The organism is Panacagrimonas perspica, from assembly GCF_004364935.1.
Lineage (GTDB): Bacteria > Pseudomonadota > Gammaproteobacteria > Nevskiales > Nevskiaceae > Panacagrimonas > Panacagrimonas perspica.
On sequence record NZ_SOBT01000008.1, the window covers coordinates 1,183,366 to 1,197,916 of the forward strand.

The 14,551-nt window shown below is 65.3% G+C and carries 11 protein-coding genes; 3 read left to right on the forward strand and 8 right to left on the reverse strand.

The genetic code is table 11. From position 1 onward, the window contains the following. Positions 1-13: 13 nt before the first annotated feature. From DFR24_RS05340 to DFR24_RS05360, 5 genes are all read right to left on the reverse strand, one after another. Positions 14-1,096, reverse strand: coding sequence for an ABC transporter permease (locus DFR24_RS05340; protein ID WP_210772442.1), 1,083 nt, complete (start codon positions 1,094-1,096; stop codon positions 14-16). A 92-nt stretch (positions 1,097-1,188) separates the two neighbouring features. Beyond that, positions 1,189-2,397, reverse strand: a complete 1,209-nt coding sequence (locus DFR24_RS05345) for an LLM class flavin-dependent oxidoreductase (protein WP_133880277.1) — start codon at positions 2,395-2,397, stop codon at positions 1,189-1,191. A 109-nt stretch (positions 2,398-2,506) separates the two neighbouring features. Beyond that, a complete protein-coding gene (locus DFR24_RS05350) occupies positions 2,507-4,105 on the reverse strand; it encodes an ABC transporter substrate-binding protein (protein ID WP_133880278.1) in 1,599 nt (532 codons plus the stop codon). A 3-nt stretch (positions 4,106-4,108) separates the two neighbouring features. Beyond that, positions 4,109-5,323: an LLM class flavin-dependent oxidoreductase gene (locus DFR24_RS05355; protein WP_133880279.1), complete on the reverse strand. Its 1,215-nt coding sequence runs from the start codon at positions 5,321-5,323 to the stop codon at positions 4,109-4,111. Positions 5,324-5,348: 25 nt separating this feature from the next. Continuing rightward, complete coding sequence (locus DFR24_RS05360; protein WP_162851057.1) at positions 5,349-8,081, reverse strand: TonB-dependent receptor plug domain-containing protein; 2,733 nt, start codon at positions 8,079-8,081, stop codon at positions 5,349-5,351. A 503-nt stretch (positions 8,082-8,584) separates the two neighbouring features. Between DFR24_RS05360 and DFR24_RS05365 the strand changes: the two genes are divergently transcribed. After that, positions 8,585-9,271 carry a class II aldolase/adducin family protein gene (locus DFR24_RS05365; protein WP_133880281.1) on the forward strand — a complete coding sequence of 229 codons (687 nt, stop codon included), beginning with the start codon at positions 8,585-8,587 and terminating at the stop codon, positions 9,269-9,271. A gap of 169 nt (positions 9,272-9,440) precedes the next feature. Further along, positions 9,441-9,578, forward strand: coding sequence for a hypothetical protein (locus DFR24_RS24360; protein WP_162851058.1), 138 nt, complete (start codon positions 9,441-9,443; stop codon positions 9,576-9,578). On the opposite strand, the gene DFR24_RS05370 is transcribed toward DFR24_RS24360, so the two are convergent. The 3 genes from DFR24_RS05370 to DFR24_RS05380 form a co-directional block, all read right to left on the reverse strand. Then, positions 9,575-11,689 (reverse strand): PQQ-dependent dehydrogenase, methanol/ethanol family, encoded by a 2,115-nt coding sequence (locus DFR24_RS05370; RefSeq protein ID WP_210772440.1) that lies wholly within the window; start codon positions 11,687-11,689, stop codon positions 9,575-9,577. The two genes, DFR24_RS24360 and DFR24_RS05370, sit on opposite strands and share 4 nt — an antisense overlap. Before the next feature lie 202 nt (positions 11,690-11,891). Continuing rightward, the gene (locus tag DFR24_RS05375) at positions 11,892-12,530 is read right to left on the reverse strand and encodes a glutathione S-transferase family protein (RefSeq protein WP_133880282.1); all 639 of its coding nucleotides are present in this window, start codon (positions 12,528-12,530) and stop codon (positions 11,892-11,894) included. Between the two features lie 18 nt (positions 12,531-12,548). Beyond that, positions 12,549-13,328, reverse strand: a complete 780-nt coding sequence (locus DFR24_RS05380; protein ID WP_133880283.1) for an enoyl-CoA hydratase/isomerase family protein — start codon at positions 13,326-13,328, stop codon at positions 12,549-12,551. A gap of 237 nt (positions 13,329-13,565) precedes the next feature. Here DFR24_RS05380 and DFR24_RS05385 point away from each other — a divergent pair, with 237 nt between their 5' ends. Next, on the forward strand, positions 13,566-14,504 hold the full coding sequence (locus tag DFR24_RS05385) for a LysR family transcriptional regulator (RefSeq protein WP_133880284.1): 939 nt from the start codon (positions 13,566-13,568) through the stop codon (positions 14,502-14,504). The last annotated feature ends 47 nt before the right edge of the window (positions 14,505-14,551 follow it).

Here is a 14,551-nt window from a genome sequence, read left to right on the forward strand (position 1 = left end):
GGAATCGATTTATTCAGGAATGGGTTTTCACGAGCCGCGCGTTCTGCGCGTCGCGGAATACGCGTCGCGTGCGCCGCACGTTCAGGCGCACGCCGCCCGCGGTGCGAAGGCGCGGGGTCAGCAATACGGTGAGCAGGTCGGCGACCAGGTTGATGGCCACGACGCCCGCCGTGACGATCAGCACGACGGCCTGGATCACCGGCAGGTCGCGCACCTGCACGGCGGCGTTCAGCGTGCTGCCGATGCCCGGATACGTGAAGACGACTTCGACGATCAGGGTGCCGCCGAACAGCACGCTGAGCATCAGCGCGATGCCCTGGATCGCCGGGATCAGCGCGTTGGGCAGCGCATGGCGCCAGACCACGCGGCGCTCCGGCACACCGCGCAGGCGCGCCAGCGTCACGTACTCCGCTTCCAGCGCCTCGATCATCGAGCCGCGCACGAGTCGCGTCAGGTACGGCAGCCCGGACAGCACCAATGTCAGCGTCGGCAGCACCAGGTACTGGAGCTGCGACAGCGGCGAGCGCTCGGGGTCGAGCAGCGACACCGCCGGCAGCAGGCTGAACACCGACGTCGACAGCAGGCTGATCAGGCCGATCGCCAGCGCGAACGATGGCAGCGCCTTGAGCAGCACCAGCACGGTGACCGCGGCACGATCCAGCCGGCTGTCGCGACGCAGCGCCAGCGCGACACCGATCGCGAGCGACAGCGGAATCGAGAACAGCGCCACGAGGCCCAGCAGCACCAGCGTGTTGCCGAAGCGCGCACTGATCAGGTCCGTCACCGGCACCTGCGAGTCCAGCGAGTGACCCAGACCGCCGCGCAGCAGCCGGCCGAGCCAGTCCGCGTACTGCACCGCGACCGGTCGATCGAGACCCAGCTGCCGCTGCAGGAGGTGGATGCTCTCCTCCGAGGCCTCGGGCCCGAGGATCACGCGCGCCGGATCGGACGGCAGCGCCTGCGTCGCCATGAAGACGATGACGCTCGACGCCAGCACGGCGCCCAGTCCCGACAGCAGCCGTTTCAGGAACCACGGCAGCCAACCCGGAATGCCGCGTCCCTTGAGCACCGGCGCATCGGTTTCGGCGGCGCTCACGGCGGCGCCCCGGAGGGCCAGACGCGGACGCGGGAACGCAGCCGGCGAAACCTGCGGTCGATCATGCACGGGCAATTCGGCGGCACCGGCGCTCAAGCGGCGGCCGGCACGACGATGCGCGGCCGGTAGCGTCCGCGCGTGACGCGCGGCACGTCGAAGCCGTGATCCAGGTCCAGCAGCGGGAACACGAGATCGGCGAAGCGATGCGCCTCGTCGATCAGCGGCCAGCCCGAGAGGATGAAAGCGCTGGTGCCTTGCGCCGCGAATTCGCGGATGCGCGCGGCGACATTCTCGGCGCTACCGACCAGCGTCGTGCCGGACAGCGGACCCAGCACGTTGAAGCCGTGCAGCGCCGGGCCGGTCCAGACGTTGGGATAGATCTCGTAGTCGCGCGCCGGTGGCAGTCGCCCTGCGCGGATCGTCTCCAGATTCTTCTGCACCTGCGCATCGGGGCTGCGATAGGTCTCGAAGATCTCGCCCGGCGGCAACTGCCGTCGGATCGATTCGATCGCGTAGTCCACCGAGGTGCGGTCGACCAGCCACTGCGCGTAGTCCCAGGCTTCCTGCTCGGTCTCGCGCACGATCACCTGCAGGCGCGTGCCGTACTGCAGGCTGCGGCCGAGCTTGCGCGCCTCGTCGCCGACGCGGCGGAACTTGTCGCCGAGCCGCTGCGGCGTGTCGGCGAAGCTCAGGTAGGTGTCGAGCGCCCGCACGGAATGAGCGATGCCCGGCGGCGACGAGCCGGCGCCCCACAGCGGAATGCCGCCGGCCTGCACGGGTTCGAGCCAGTTGCCGTTCGCGGTGCGTCGATACGATCCACCGCCGATGTTGGGCCGCGCCGCGAGCTGGAGGTACTTGCCTTCGAAAGCCTCGCGCTTGCCCAGGTACGCATGCCGGAAGGCCTGCCAGTATTCGAGGCTGTAGTCGTAACGCTCGTCATGTCCGAAGTGCATGCCGAACGACTGCTGAGTCGCGTCGTTGCCGTTGACGGCGTTGATCAGCAGGCGGCCGCCGGAGAAGTGGTCGATGGTCAGCGCGATCTGAGCGAGCTTCACCGGCGACAGCAGTCCCGGATGGATCGCGGCCAGGAACTTCATGCGTCGGGTCGAGGGCGCCGTGGCCGTCGTCAGCGTCAGCACTTCATTGCTACCGGTGGCCAGCAGCGCGCCGTAGTAGCCGAGCTTGTCGATCGTCGTCGCCAGCCGCTGCAGATGCTCGAAGCCGGTGTCCCAGCGACCTTCCGGCTCCCAGGGAACCGGGCCGTCAGGCGCCGTCAGGTACCACAGGATCTTCACGCCCATCGCTCTATCGTCCTCAGGCTTTCGACGCAAAGACGCAAAGGAAGAACCGACGAAGGCTTGCACCCTCTGCGTCCTTTGCGTCTCTGCGTTGCGGGTGATGGCATCTCGCTCATGCCGTGGTGGCGGGCTGCGCGTCGCGCAGCCAGAAGTTCTCGAAGCGCCATGTCGAGAAATGCGAATGCTCCGGCGAGATGCCGCCGACGCGCGGCGACACGCCGTCGAGCACGTTCGAATACGCCCAGATCAGCAGACCGCCGCGCTCGTGCTGGATCTGCTGCATCTCGTGCGCGAGCGGCACGCGGGCCTGCACGTCCGTGCGCTGGACCGCGGTGCGGAACAGCTCGTCGAATCGCTCATCCGAGAAGTTGGTGCGATTGGACGCGGAGATCGGACCATCGGTACGCGCGGCCGTCGACAGGTAGGACTCGCCCATGCCCTCGTAGGTGCTGATCTGCCAGTCGCGCATCTGCGGACCGTTGAACGTCGCGAGATCCACCTGCCGGATCTTCAGCTCGACGCCGGCGCGGCGCGCCTGCTCGGCGAATGCGACCGCCGCCGCAGAGCCTGCCGCGCTCGCGACGAGTTCCAGCGACAGGCGCTCGTGCCCGGCCTCGCGCAGCAGCGCCTTGGCGCGATCGAGGTCCTGATGCCGCTGCGGCAGGGTTGCGAGAAACGTGGGATCGCGCGGCGAGTACAAATCGTTGGCGAGCCGTCCCTGCCCGTTGAGCACGCGGCGGATCAGTTCCTCACGGTCTGCAATCAGGCGAAAGGCCTGGCGCACGCGCACGTCGTCGAACGGCGTCTTCTTGAGATTCAGGCTGAAGCCCTGCCAGCGATGCGCCTCGGACACCTGCAGCGACGCACGCGGATTGTTGCGGAACAACGCGGTCTGCTCGGGCGCAAGACCGTAGACGAGATCGACCTGCCCGCCAACCAGCGCGGCGTAGCGCGACGTCTGGTCCTTGAATTCGATGATCTCGAGTTCGTCGGTGTAGGGCTTGCTCGGCTTGTAGTAGTTCTCGAAGCGCGTCAGCAGCGCCCGCTGTCCCGGCTTGAAATCCTTGATGCGGTACGGACCGGCGCCGACCGGGTTGATGACCGGGTGGTAATCCGGCGGCACGATGCCCCCGAAATTCACCCAGGCATCGGCGAGCGGCAGGAAGCCATGCCCTTCCTTCATGTTGATGCGCACCGTACGCTCGTCGAGCTTCTCGATGCGGCTGCGATCGATGCCGCTGACCAGATGCCGGTACGGCGACGCCAGCTCGGGATCCGTCAGGCGCAGCGTGGAGAAGATGACGTCGTCGGCGGTGATGGTCTTGCCGTTGTGGAACTCCAGGCCCTTGCGCAGCCGGATCGTCCAGGTGGTGGCATCGGCATTGGTCTCGGCCTCCTCGGCCAGCGCCAGCCGCGGCGTCATCTCCTCGCTCCACTCCCAGAGCTTGCTGTAGATCGCAAAGCCGCGAATCGTGCTGCCGATGCCGGCCGGCTTGTGCGCGTCGAGGTTGCCGCTCAGATCACCGTCGATGATGCCGAAGCGCAGCCGTCCGCCGTGGCGTGGCGTCGGGTCCTTCGCAGCGGCCGTTGCGGTCCCGGCAGCGGCATCGCGTTCGCCGCAACCGAGCAATCCGCCGCCCAGGATCAGGCCACCACCGACGGCGGTGGCTGCACGCAGGAACTCACGGCGCGAACGATCGGTCGTGGACATGGCTCAGGCCGCCTTCGCGCGCGCGGCGTGGTCGCCGCGATAGCGCCCGCTGTTGAGCAGCGGGACGTCGAAGCCGTGATCCAGATCCAGCAGCGGGAACAGCAGGTCGGCGACGCGATGCGCCTCTTCGATCAGCGGCCAGCCCGACAGGATGAAGGCGCTGGTGCCTTGTGCCTCGAACTCGCGGATGCGCGCCGCGACGTTCTCGGCGCTGCCGACCAGCGTCGTTCCCGAGAGCGGCGCCAGCACGTTGAAGCCGTGCAGCGCCGGCCCGGTCCACAGGTTGGGATGGATCTCGTAGTCGCGCGCCGACGGCAGGCGGCCGGCGCGGATCGCGTCGAGATTGCGCTGCACCTGCGGGTTCGGACTGCGATAAGTCTCCAGCGTCTCGCCCGGCGGCAACTGCCGCTGGATCGACTGGATCGCGTAATCGACCGAGGTGCGATCGACCAGCCACTGCGCGTAGTCCCAGGCCTCTTCCTCGGTCTCGCGCACGATGATCTGCAGGCGCGTGCCGAAGCGCAGCTTGCGCCCGAGTTTGGCGGCCTCGGCACCGACGCGACGGAACTTGTCGCCGAGGCGCTGCGGCGTGTCTGCGAAGCTCAGGTACACGTCGAGCAGTTCGACCGAATGCGCGACGCCGGCCGACGAGGTGCCGGCGCCCCACAGCTCGAGTCCGTTCTTCTGCGTCGGCGCCAGAGCGCCCGACGCGTAACCGCTGCGCCGCGGATCGGGCAGCGGCGGACGCGCGGCCTGGTGGATGTACTTGCCCTGGTAGGCCTGCTGCTGGCCCAGGTAGGACGCCTGGAACGCCTGCCAGTACTCCGCGCTGTATTCGTAGCGCTCGTCGTGCTCGAAGTGGACGCCCAGCGACGGCAGGATCGTGTCGCGTCCATTGACCGCGTTGAACAGCAGGCGGCCGCCGGAGAACTTGTCGATCGTCAGCGCGATGCGTGCGAGCTTGGCCGGCGTCATCAGGCCCGGATGGATCGCCGCGAGAAACTTCATGCGCTGCGTCACCGGGAACGTCGCGGCCGCCACGGCGAGCACGTCGTCGTGATCGAAGCCGGTCGCCAGCAGCGCGCCGTAGTAGCCGAGCTTGTCGATCGCGGCGGCCAGCTCCTGCAGATGGTCGAAGCCGGTTTCCCAGCGACCTTCCGGCTCCCAGGGAACGGGGCCGTCGGGCGCCGTCAGGTACCACAGGATTTTCACAGCCATTGGCTTGTCCCTCGTCGATGATTCTTCAGAAGCGCAACGTCACCTGGCCGAGCACCGAGAACGGGCGCATCGGCTGCAGGAACTCGGGAGCCGTCGCGCCCGCCAGCGCGTTGACGAAGTTCTCTTCGTCGGTGAGGTTGGAAAGCAGCACGCCCACTTCCCAGGCCGGCTGGCGGTAGCTCAGGTTGAGATCCACGTTGAACGACGACGGCACCTTCACGCGGTGATCCAGATGCGTGTACCAGTCGCTCGTCCACCAGCCGGACAACTCGCCGCCGAAGCCGGAGTCGTGGCGATAGCTCACGAAGGCCGACGTCGAGTACTCCGGAAGTCCGGCCGCCTTGAAGTCGCCGGCCGGGCGCTGGTTGAGCACGTTGCTGTCGCCGAATACGGTGGCGTTGTCCGGGACGAAGCCGACCGGCGAGAAGCTGAAGCTGGTCACGCCGTTGATTTTCGCTTCTACCTTCGACAGGTTCAGGCCGGCCGCGATCTGGCGCGTCGGCTGGTAGCGCAGCGAGGCCTCGTAGCCTTCGAACTTGAAGCGGTTGATCAGCGTCTCGCCCGCCGCGTTCTGGCTGGCGATGTCGCGTTGCTGCTTGTAGCCGGCGAGCGTGGCGAACAGCTGGTTCGGAATCACGTCGTACTTGATCCCGACTTCCTGCATCTCGGTGTCGTTCTTGAAGTTGTTGGCGTTCAACTTCCAGACCCCGCCTGCCGTCCCTGCGGCCGCGCCGGTCGGCACCGCCGGCGTCGTGCTGTTGCCGGTGCTGAACGTCAGCGTGTTGTCCGACGTGAAATACAGCGTCACGTTGGACACCGGCTTCCAGTACGGGCTGACCTGGAACGCGGTAAGGCGGAAGCGGCCGCTGTCGGAGCGCTCGGTGTTGGCCACGCCGTCCGGATGCAGCGGGTTCTCCGCCTTGGCGCTGACGAAGCTGCGGCTGCCGCCGACATTCAGGCCGAACTGTTCGCCCAGCGTGAAGTTGTGCTGCGTGAACAGGCTGGTCGTTTCGGTTTCATAGGCGTAGCTGCGGCCGGGCAGCAGTTCCGCGTACAGGTTCTCGCGCACCGGGTACGCCGGCGGCAGGTTGACGTAGCCGAAGTACGGCGAGTTCTGCGGCACGCCGGGCGTGCCTCTCCAGGCACCGGATCCACCCGCGGCATTGGCATTGGGGTTCTGGCCCGGCGCCGTGCCGCGCTGGTTGAACAAGCCGTAGATGTAGCCGGGATACTTGTTGTCCGGGTCCTGGGTGAGGTCGAACATGTTGATCAGGAAGTTCACGTTCGAGCTGAGTCGGTTCTCGTCCTCGCGACGCCACGACCCACCGGTGTTGCTGCCGTGCTGCACCGGCTGTCCGAACAGCGTGAACTCGCGGCGCAGGCGCGCCTCGAGCCGGTGCTCGAAGATGCTCGTGTCCCACGAACCCAGGAACGTGCCGACCGAGTTCAGATAATCGTGGTTGTCCTGGAGCAGCGTGGAGTTGACCAGCGAGAACGTCGGCGAGACGTCCCAGGCCACGTTCAACTGCGTGCTGAGACGTCGTGCGGCGTTCTTGTCGGCGGCACGCCCCGACTCGTTCGGATCGATCGACGCCAGCCCGTTGCCCTGCAGCGAGGGGTCGTAGACGAAGCCCAGCAGCGTTCCGGCGGTCGCCGCGGTCGCGCCGGGGCGCGTGGCGAGGGGCTGGATCGGGCCGGCCGTGTACTGCGTGTACGCATAGCGGCCGTCGGTGTTGCGCACCGGCGTGCGGACCTGCCAGCCGGTCACCGGCGACGTCGGATCGCCGGACTGGAACACCGGTGACCAGGTCACCGTTCCACCGTTGCCGTCGGGACCGCGCAGGATCGGCGTCGCGCGGCCGGCCGAGTAATCCTGGCCGTAGCTGTCGACCAGGTCCTGCGTCTGGCGATTCCAGCCGTGCGTGACGTTGAAGTTGTAGTAGTCGTCGTAGCTGCCGTTCCATTCGACGCGAACGTTGGACTTCGGCACCCAGCTCACGGCGGCGAAGAACGCGTCGAAATTGTTCTTGACGTTGTCGTAGTAGTCGTCGGCCTTCTGCCGCGTGACGCTCAGTCGATACGCGAGCTTGTCGTTGATCGGACCGGTCGTGTCGAACGTCAGCCGGCTGGTGTCGTGCGAGCCGCCACCGGGCACCCAGGTACCGATCTGGCTCGTGAACTCCGAGTGCGAATCCCGGAAGTCCGGCTTCTTCGTCACGTAGTTGATGTAGCCGCCGGCGCCGCCGACCGGGCCGAACACGACCGACGAGGGACCGGCGACGATGTCGGCGCCCTCGTAGGCGTTGAGATTGGTCGGGCGTCGTTCGCTGTAGATGCGCTGGCCGTTCTGGAACAGCTCGGAGTTCTGTCCACGGATCTGCGGCGTCAGCGAGACGTTCTGGCCGCCGCCGCGCGTCAGGCCCGGCGCGTACTTCACCAGGTCGTCGGCGGAACGGATGAGATCGGTGGTGAGTTGTTCCTCGTTGATCTGCGAGATCGAACGCGGCGTATCCAGAATGCTGGCGTCGATGCCGTAGATTGACGGTGTCGGGGCCGTCGGAATGCGCGACGTCCGCGCATCGAGATTGCCTTCGACGATGATGTTCGCGACGTCGGCGTCCGCGTCATCCGTCTGCGCGTTCTGCTCCGCGACCGGCTCGACGGGCGCTTGGCTCTTTGCAGACTCCGGATAGCTCACGGACGTGACGACAGCCAAGGAGACGGCGGCGAAGCCCGTCCAAGTGGATTGCCCAGACATGTTGTTGTTCGACTCCCAGTGGTGAGGGACATCGAAGACCGATTGGCCTTCGTCTGTCCGTCGCCGCTCGGGTGCACCATCCATGCCAAACGGATGCGCCTTTTCGTTTGGCTACTGGAGCTGCGTTTTATGCTGGATTTCAGCCTTTTTGCCGGTTTCCGCGCAGCGTTCGCTCTCGGGTCTGCTGCGGAATCATCACCGCATAAAGTCATTCCAGAAACTGCTTGAGCGATCGCGTTTCGCGGCGTCGCGAAGTCGCAGGACGGTGTTGAGAAAGCAACAGTGCGGCACGCCTGCGACTCCAACCTGCGCGCTGGCAAGCAATGCGAAAGATGTTGTCGATCGTTGAGCGTCGTTCGCGCTTCGTGGCATGCCGGTTGCGAGGGCCGAGTCCGGCACGTCGGACGAACCTGCATTGCGTCCGCAACGCGCGGCGATGTCGAGCCACCTGTCGATCGCTTCGATGCCGCGACCTACTTCACCTTCATCACCGGACCCGACTCATGAACCAATTGACCCAGCCGCAACTCGATCTCGCCACCTACGTCGACGAGGCGCGCAGCGACGCCGTGCACGCCTTCAACTTCCTGAAAGAATCGCAGACGCTGTCTGCCAGCCTGACCTTCTCGGTCGTCCATCGCGTCCCGGGCACCGACACCTTGCTGACCGTGCGCTTCCCGCAGCCGTGGGCGAGGAATCACGAACCGAAGATCAGCTTCTCCAGTTTCTCGGAGCAGAAGGATCACATCCTGCACGAGGCTCGTTTGGAGGCTGACACCTTCATTCACGCGCACACGCCGTATCTGTCGGCGTGGTCGCTGGCGCAGAAGCCCTTCCCCATCCTCTACGTCGCCGCGCAGCGTCATCTGCTCGCCCGCGAGATCCCGAATCATCTCGACAGGACGCGCAGCGTTCTGGACACGGTTCGCGAACGGCTCGACAAGTGGCCCGATCTGGCGCCGCCGCCGGGACAGCTCGAATCCAACGGAGGCGGGAATTTCTGGGGCAAGGGCATCCTCTGGACCGCCCAGCTCATCCTGCTGATCGAAGAAGCCGCCCGATACCAGGCCATCGCCGAGCAGATCGGCGGCGCCAAGTTCTACACACCCGGCGCGTTGAACGTGCAGTGGAGCCGCACGGGCCTGGCCGAAAAGGCGAAGGCCTTTCCGCGCGACTACGCTCCGGTCTGACGGCATCGCGCGGTGAGGCGAGGTCCGTGACGTCTTGCCGGACCTGCACGCCACAAGACGGGACTGCCGGGCGCAGTCCCGTCTCGACCGCCGAGTGCTTGCGTTCGTGTGGTTGTGGAACGTGCCACTGAACTGACGACGGCTGATGCTTTCCGGCGGAGGCGGCGCCATGGCGAAGCTGGAAAGCAGGAAGCGCTGTCACTGCGGCAGCGGGAAGAAGTCCTCCCCGCGTGCCGGCGACTCGCTTGGCCGAGATGCCTGCATCCGTGATATCAACACCGAACGCAGCCAGAACGTCAGCGCCTAATCGGCCGCTGCCTTGTCAGTCTCTTTGGTTCCGATTTCCGCCCGCTGGCGAATGAAGTTCTGCAGGGCGTTCAGATCCTCGTCGCGCAAGTCCGAGAACTTCGGCATTCCGTACGGCTGCACTTTCGCGCCTCCGACGACCACGGCTTTGAACGCATCGAAAGAAAGCGGAATGGGTGACGCGCGAAGGTCGGGTGCATAACCACCGGATACGGCGCCGGACCCATGGCACCACACGCACTGTCCGACGTAGAGATCGCGTCCACGGTCCGCGAGTTTCGCATCCGGCTTGACGTCTGGCGGCACGAGCGGCTTGGGAATCAAGGGGTCGCCGACCTTGGGCATCGGCGCTTTGGCATCCAACGCGAATGTATAGAGCTGGCGCGTCTGAGCGCCATAACTCCAACCGAATTGAGCCATTGCCGAGCCACCGGCAACCGATGAGCCGGCCCCACCAAATCCGACCAGCAGCGACACGTACTGCTTGCCGCCGACCTCGTAGGTGATCGGCGGCGCGCTGATCCCGCTGCCGACGTTCACACTCCACAGCTTGGTCCCATTACGCGCGTCGTAAGCGGCGAACTCGCCGGTGACACCGCCCTGGAAAACAACGTCGCCCGCCGTAACCATCGTCCCGGCATTCAGAAATTCCTGCTGCGGCACTTCCCAGGCCTTGGACTGCTTGACCGGGTCCCATGCCAGCAAGCTCGAGTGGGCGACATTCCTGGGTACGTCGTCCCCGAATCCCACGCCGACACCGGGATCGAAATTGAAATACGGCGAACGCCAGTCGACCATGCGGACTTCCTTGTCGTTGTACAACGCCGGCATCTCCTGCTTGGGGATGTACACGAATCCCGTGCGCGGGCTGTACGACATGGCGTGCCAGCTGTGCGCACCAAACGGGCTGGGATAGATCAGCTCTTCGCCATCTTCGTACCGTGCGCCCGGAGCTTCGATGGGTCGGCCGGTCTTCGGATCTATCCCGGTCGCCCAGTTCGCCTGGGCGAACTTCTCGGCGGTGAGCAGCTTGCCGTTCGCTCGATTCAGCACGTAGAAGAAGCCATTCTTCGGCGCATGCAACGCCGCTTTGACTTTCTTGCCGTTGAGGTCGAGGTCTGCGAGCACGATGTCCATGCTCGAGTTGTAGTCCCAGGTCTCGCCTGGTGTGGTCTGGTAATGCCACTTGTACTTCCCCGTGTCGGCGTCCAGCGCGACGACCGAGCACAGGAACAGGTTGTCGCCGCCGCCGGGACTGCGCACCTTCCGATTCCACGGTGAGCCATTCCCGGTTCCGAACAACACCTGGTTGAACTCGGGATCGTAGGTGATGCCATTCCATACGTTGCCGCCGCCGCCGAACTTCCACCACTCCCCTGTCCAGGTCCTGGCGGCCATTTCCTGCGAGGGATCCTCGAACCCATCGGCCGGATTGCCGGGCACGACGTACCAGCGCCAGGCCAGCTTCCCGGTCGTGATGTGATAGGCGCTGACATATCCACGTGCGGCGCCGTGTTCCGTTCCGCCATTTCCAACGAACACGAGGCCGCGAAAGACCTTGGGGTGACCGGAAATGTAGAGCGGCTTGCCCGGATCGGTGGTCTGCGTGGACCAGCGCATCTTTCCGGTCTTGGCATCCAGCGCGATCAGCCGGCCATCGACCGTGGCGATCACGACGACGCCCTTCCAGTACGCCAGACCGCGACTGGAGTCCCACATGTTTCGCAGACGCTCGCCGGCATGCTCGATCGCCTTTGGATCGAACTCCCACAACAGCTTGCCGGTCTTCGCGTCGACGGCGCGCGCCACGCTCCAGCTGCCGGTGAAGTACAGGACGCCGTCGACCACCAACGGCGTACTCAGCAGGGAATGGTCCCGAGGCAATGCCATTGACCACTCGAGACCGAGCCTTCTTGCCGAGTCGGTGTTGACCTGCGTCAGCGGGCTGTAGCGCTGTTCATAGAAATTGCGGCCGTACGCAAGCCAGTTCTTCCCCTGCGATTGATCGCTCAGTGCCTTGGCGTCCACCACCGTGGCAGATGGGACGGCCGGTGATGCCAGCGACATCAAGAGCCCCAGGCCTGCGAACAACGCACGTACGATCGTTTTCATATCTCCTCCAGAGATGAATCCGCTGGCGCCTCCGCGGCGCCAGCCGGATGGGTGTGCTTGATCCAGAGAAGGCGACGTGTGCCGTCAAGCGGCGTCGGCGCGCACCGGTTTCCCCGTCGCGCAACGGCGTCCGTCCGGATCGCGCAGCCGCGAGGTCGCGTACTGCCCGAAGCATTCCCGGACCCTCTCCTACGGCACGCCGTCAGCGACTTGCGACAGCGCTGGGGCGCGCAGACACCTGTGCATGCCACCGCTCGAGCGATGTGCAGGCGGGGGGAATCTCGAAACCGTTGAATGTGGCGAAATCGACTGCGCAGAGGGCGGTGATGTCGGCAACGGTGAAACGCGGCCCGGCAACCCAAGTCGTCTCTTGAAGCTGGCGATCGAACTTGCTGAAGAATCGGGCGACGCGTCCCTTTCCGCGATCGATCAGCTGAGGTATCTGGGGAACGGTCTCCAGCGTGCCGGGAAGGCCGCGATCGACGAAGTCGGGATGCGAATTCCGAAAGACCTCGGCGACGCCGATCATGCCTTCGTCGTAGGCCCGTCGCTCCCACATCTCGATGGTTCCCTTCTCGAGAGCGTTGCGACCCATCAGGTTCGACTCGGGATACTGGTCCTCGAGATAGCGACAGATCGCCATCGCCTCGCCGATGCGGGCGCCGTCATCGGTCTCCAGCATGGGGACCATGGCATGGGGCCACGTATCGACGTAGGACGGTGTCAGCTTCAATCCATCGCCGATGACTTCTTCGATGCTGGGAAGGTCCAGGCCTTTCTCGAGCACGAACATGCGGACGCGACGGCAGTTCGGCGCGAACTGCCAGTTGTAGAGCTTCATACGCTGACCTCCGAGGGGCTACTTCGAGGACTGTCGACGTGCGAGATCGACAGCGGTAAGACCCTCCAAGGCCAAACCGTGACCGAGGCCTTCCAGAAGGAGTCGTTTGAGACGCTGGGTGAGGGCTTGGCGGGTGTACCGGAGATTGAGCGTGGGTTGGCTGGCGAGGTGCTTCGCGACCGCTGCGGCCCGTCCGTCGAGATCCTGTTGCGCCACCAGTTCATGAACGACACCCAGCGACTGGGCGGTCTCGGCCGCCATGACTTCCTGCATCCACAGGAAATAGCGTGCGCGCGATGCGCCCAGCGCCTCGGTCCAAAGGACATGCATGCCGTCGCCCGGCACGATCCCGAACGCCAGGTGCGGTCGATCGCAGAACGACACCTGGGGCGTTGCCAGGACAATGTCGTGGGTGAGGATCCATTCCGAATGCAGATGCGCAGGCCCGTTTACGGCGCTGACGATCGGCATGTCGAGGTCCAGCATCGAGACCAATGCCTTGCGGACGTTCCGCGATACGGCGTCCCAGCGATTCGGGTTCCCGACATCGCCAAAGCTGGCGAAGTCCGGCCCGCTCATCCATTCGGTACCCGTCCCGGTCCAAATCAGCACGCGGTTGTCGGGATCGCTGCCGATCCGGTGCAGCGCCTCGACGCATTGCGCCACGAACGGCAGGCTGAATACGCAGGGACCTCCGCGTGTATGCATGCGGACGGTCAGGACGCCGTCCGACTCGTCGCGATCGATCTTCAGCTGATCGAAGGCATCGAAATACTCGGGCCGTTGCTTGTTCGTCACATCTGTCTCCCCTTTGGTCTGCTTCAGTAGGTCCAAGCTTCGGTAAACGGTCTCAGCGCGATCTCATTGCTCCACACCACTGGGGCTGCTGGGGTCGCTTGATCGCGCTCTTCCTTTCGTTATTTTTCTTGTCGACGACTTTGCGAGTCGATTGTGACCCTGCAACCGTCTCGGGTGAGAGAGGCGTACGCAAGAAGCGCGCTTGCGTTTGTGCAAGCCGTTTGGCAGCTTAGATCCATGGACTGGAACGACCTTCGATTCGTACTGGCGATCGCACAAGGCGGGAGCCTCGCCGCCGGTGCCCGCCTCCTGGACATGAATATCTCGAGCGTCTATCGACGGCTTGAGGGGATCGAGCAAACGCTCGGGGTCAAGCTCTTCGATCGATTACGTGATCGCTACCGCCTGACTTCGGCCGGCCAGGCACTCGCCGAAGCTGCAGAACGGATGGATGCAGAAGCCAGGGAGGCGGCGCGACGAGTCCGCGGTGCCGACGAGCGACTGGAAGGACCGCTGCGTCTGAGCACCGGCGGCGGTGTCGCCTTCCATCTGCTCCCGCGTCACCTCGCCGCCTTCACGGCCGAGTATCCGGGCATCGCGCTCGAGGTCGGAGTCACCGACGAGATCGTCGATCTCGCCCGGCGCGATGTGGATGTCGTGATCCGCGACTCGCCCCGGGCTCCCGAGCATCTGGTGGGCCGCAAGGTCGCCCGCCTCGGAATGGCTGCGTACGCGACGCACAGTGTCCTGGCGCGATGGGGTCAAGAAGCTCCGCTGGACGCGCTTCCGTGGTTGTCGCTGGAATGTGGATTCGCTCGCCTACCCGAAGTCAAAGCTCAACTGCGTCGCGCTTCGACATCCAGGATCAAGCTCCGCTTCGACAGCGTGGAAGCGATGCGCGCGGCGGTCGTCGAAGGCGTCGGGGTCGGGGTACTGCCCTGTTTCATCGGCGACGCGGACGTCCGGCTCGAGCGTGTGCCAGGTACCTATGCGCCGACCGATATGCACCTTTGGGTCCTGGCGCATCCCGATCTTCGACGCAGCGCACGAGTACGTGCCTTCCTCCAGTTCTTCGGGGAGCGGCTGCAAGGCGAGCGGGATCGAATTCTCGGCGTCGCGACCAAACCTCAGGCCGCGCCTCCTCGAGCGCGGAAACCCGTGCGCAGCCTGGCTTGAAGGGCGGTTTTCGGAAGCGTCCCCGAAACGCCGAAGTCATCCGTTTT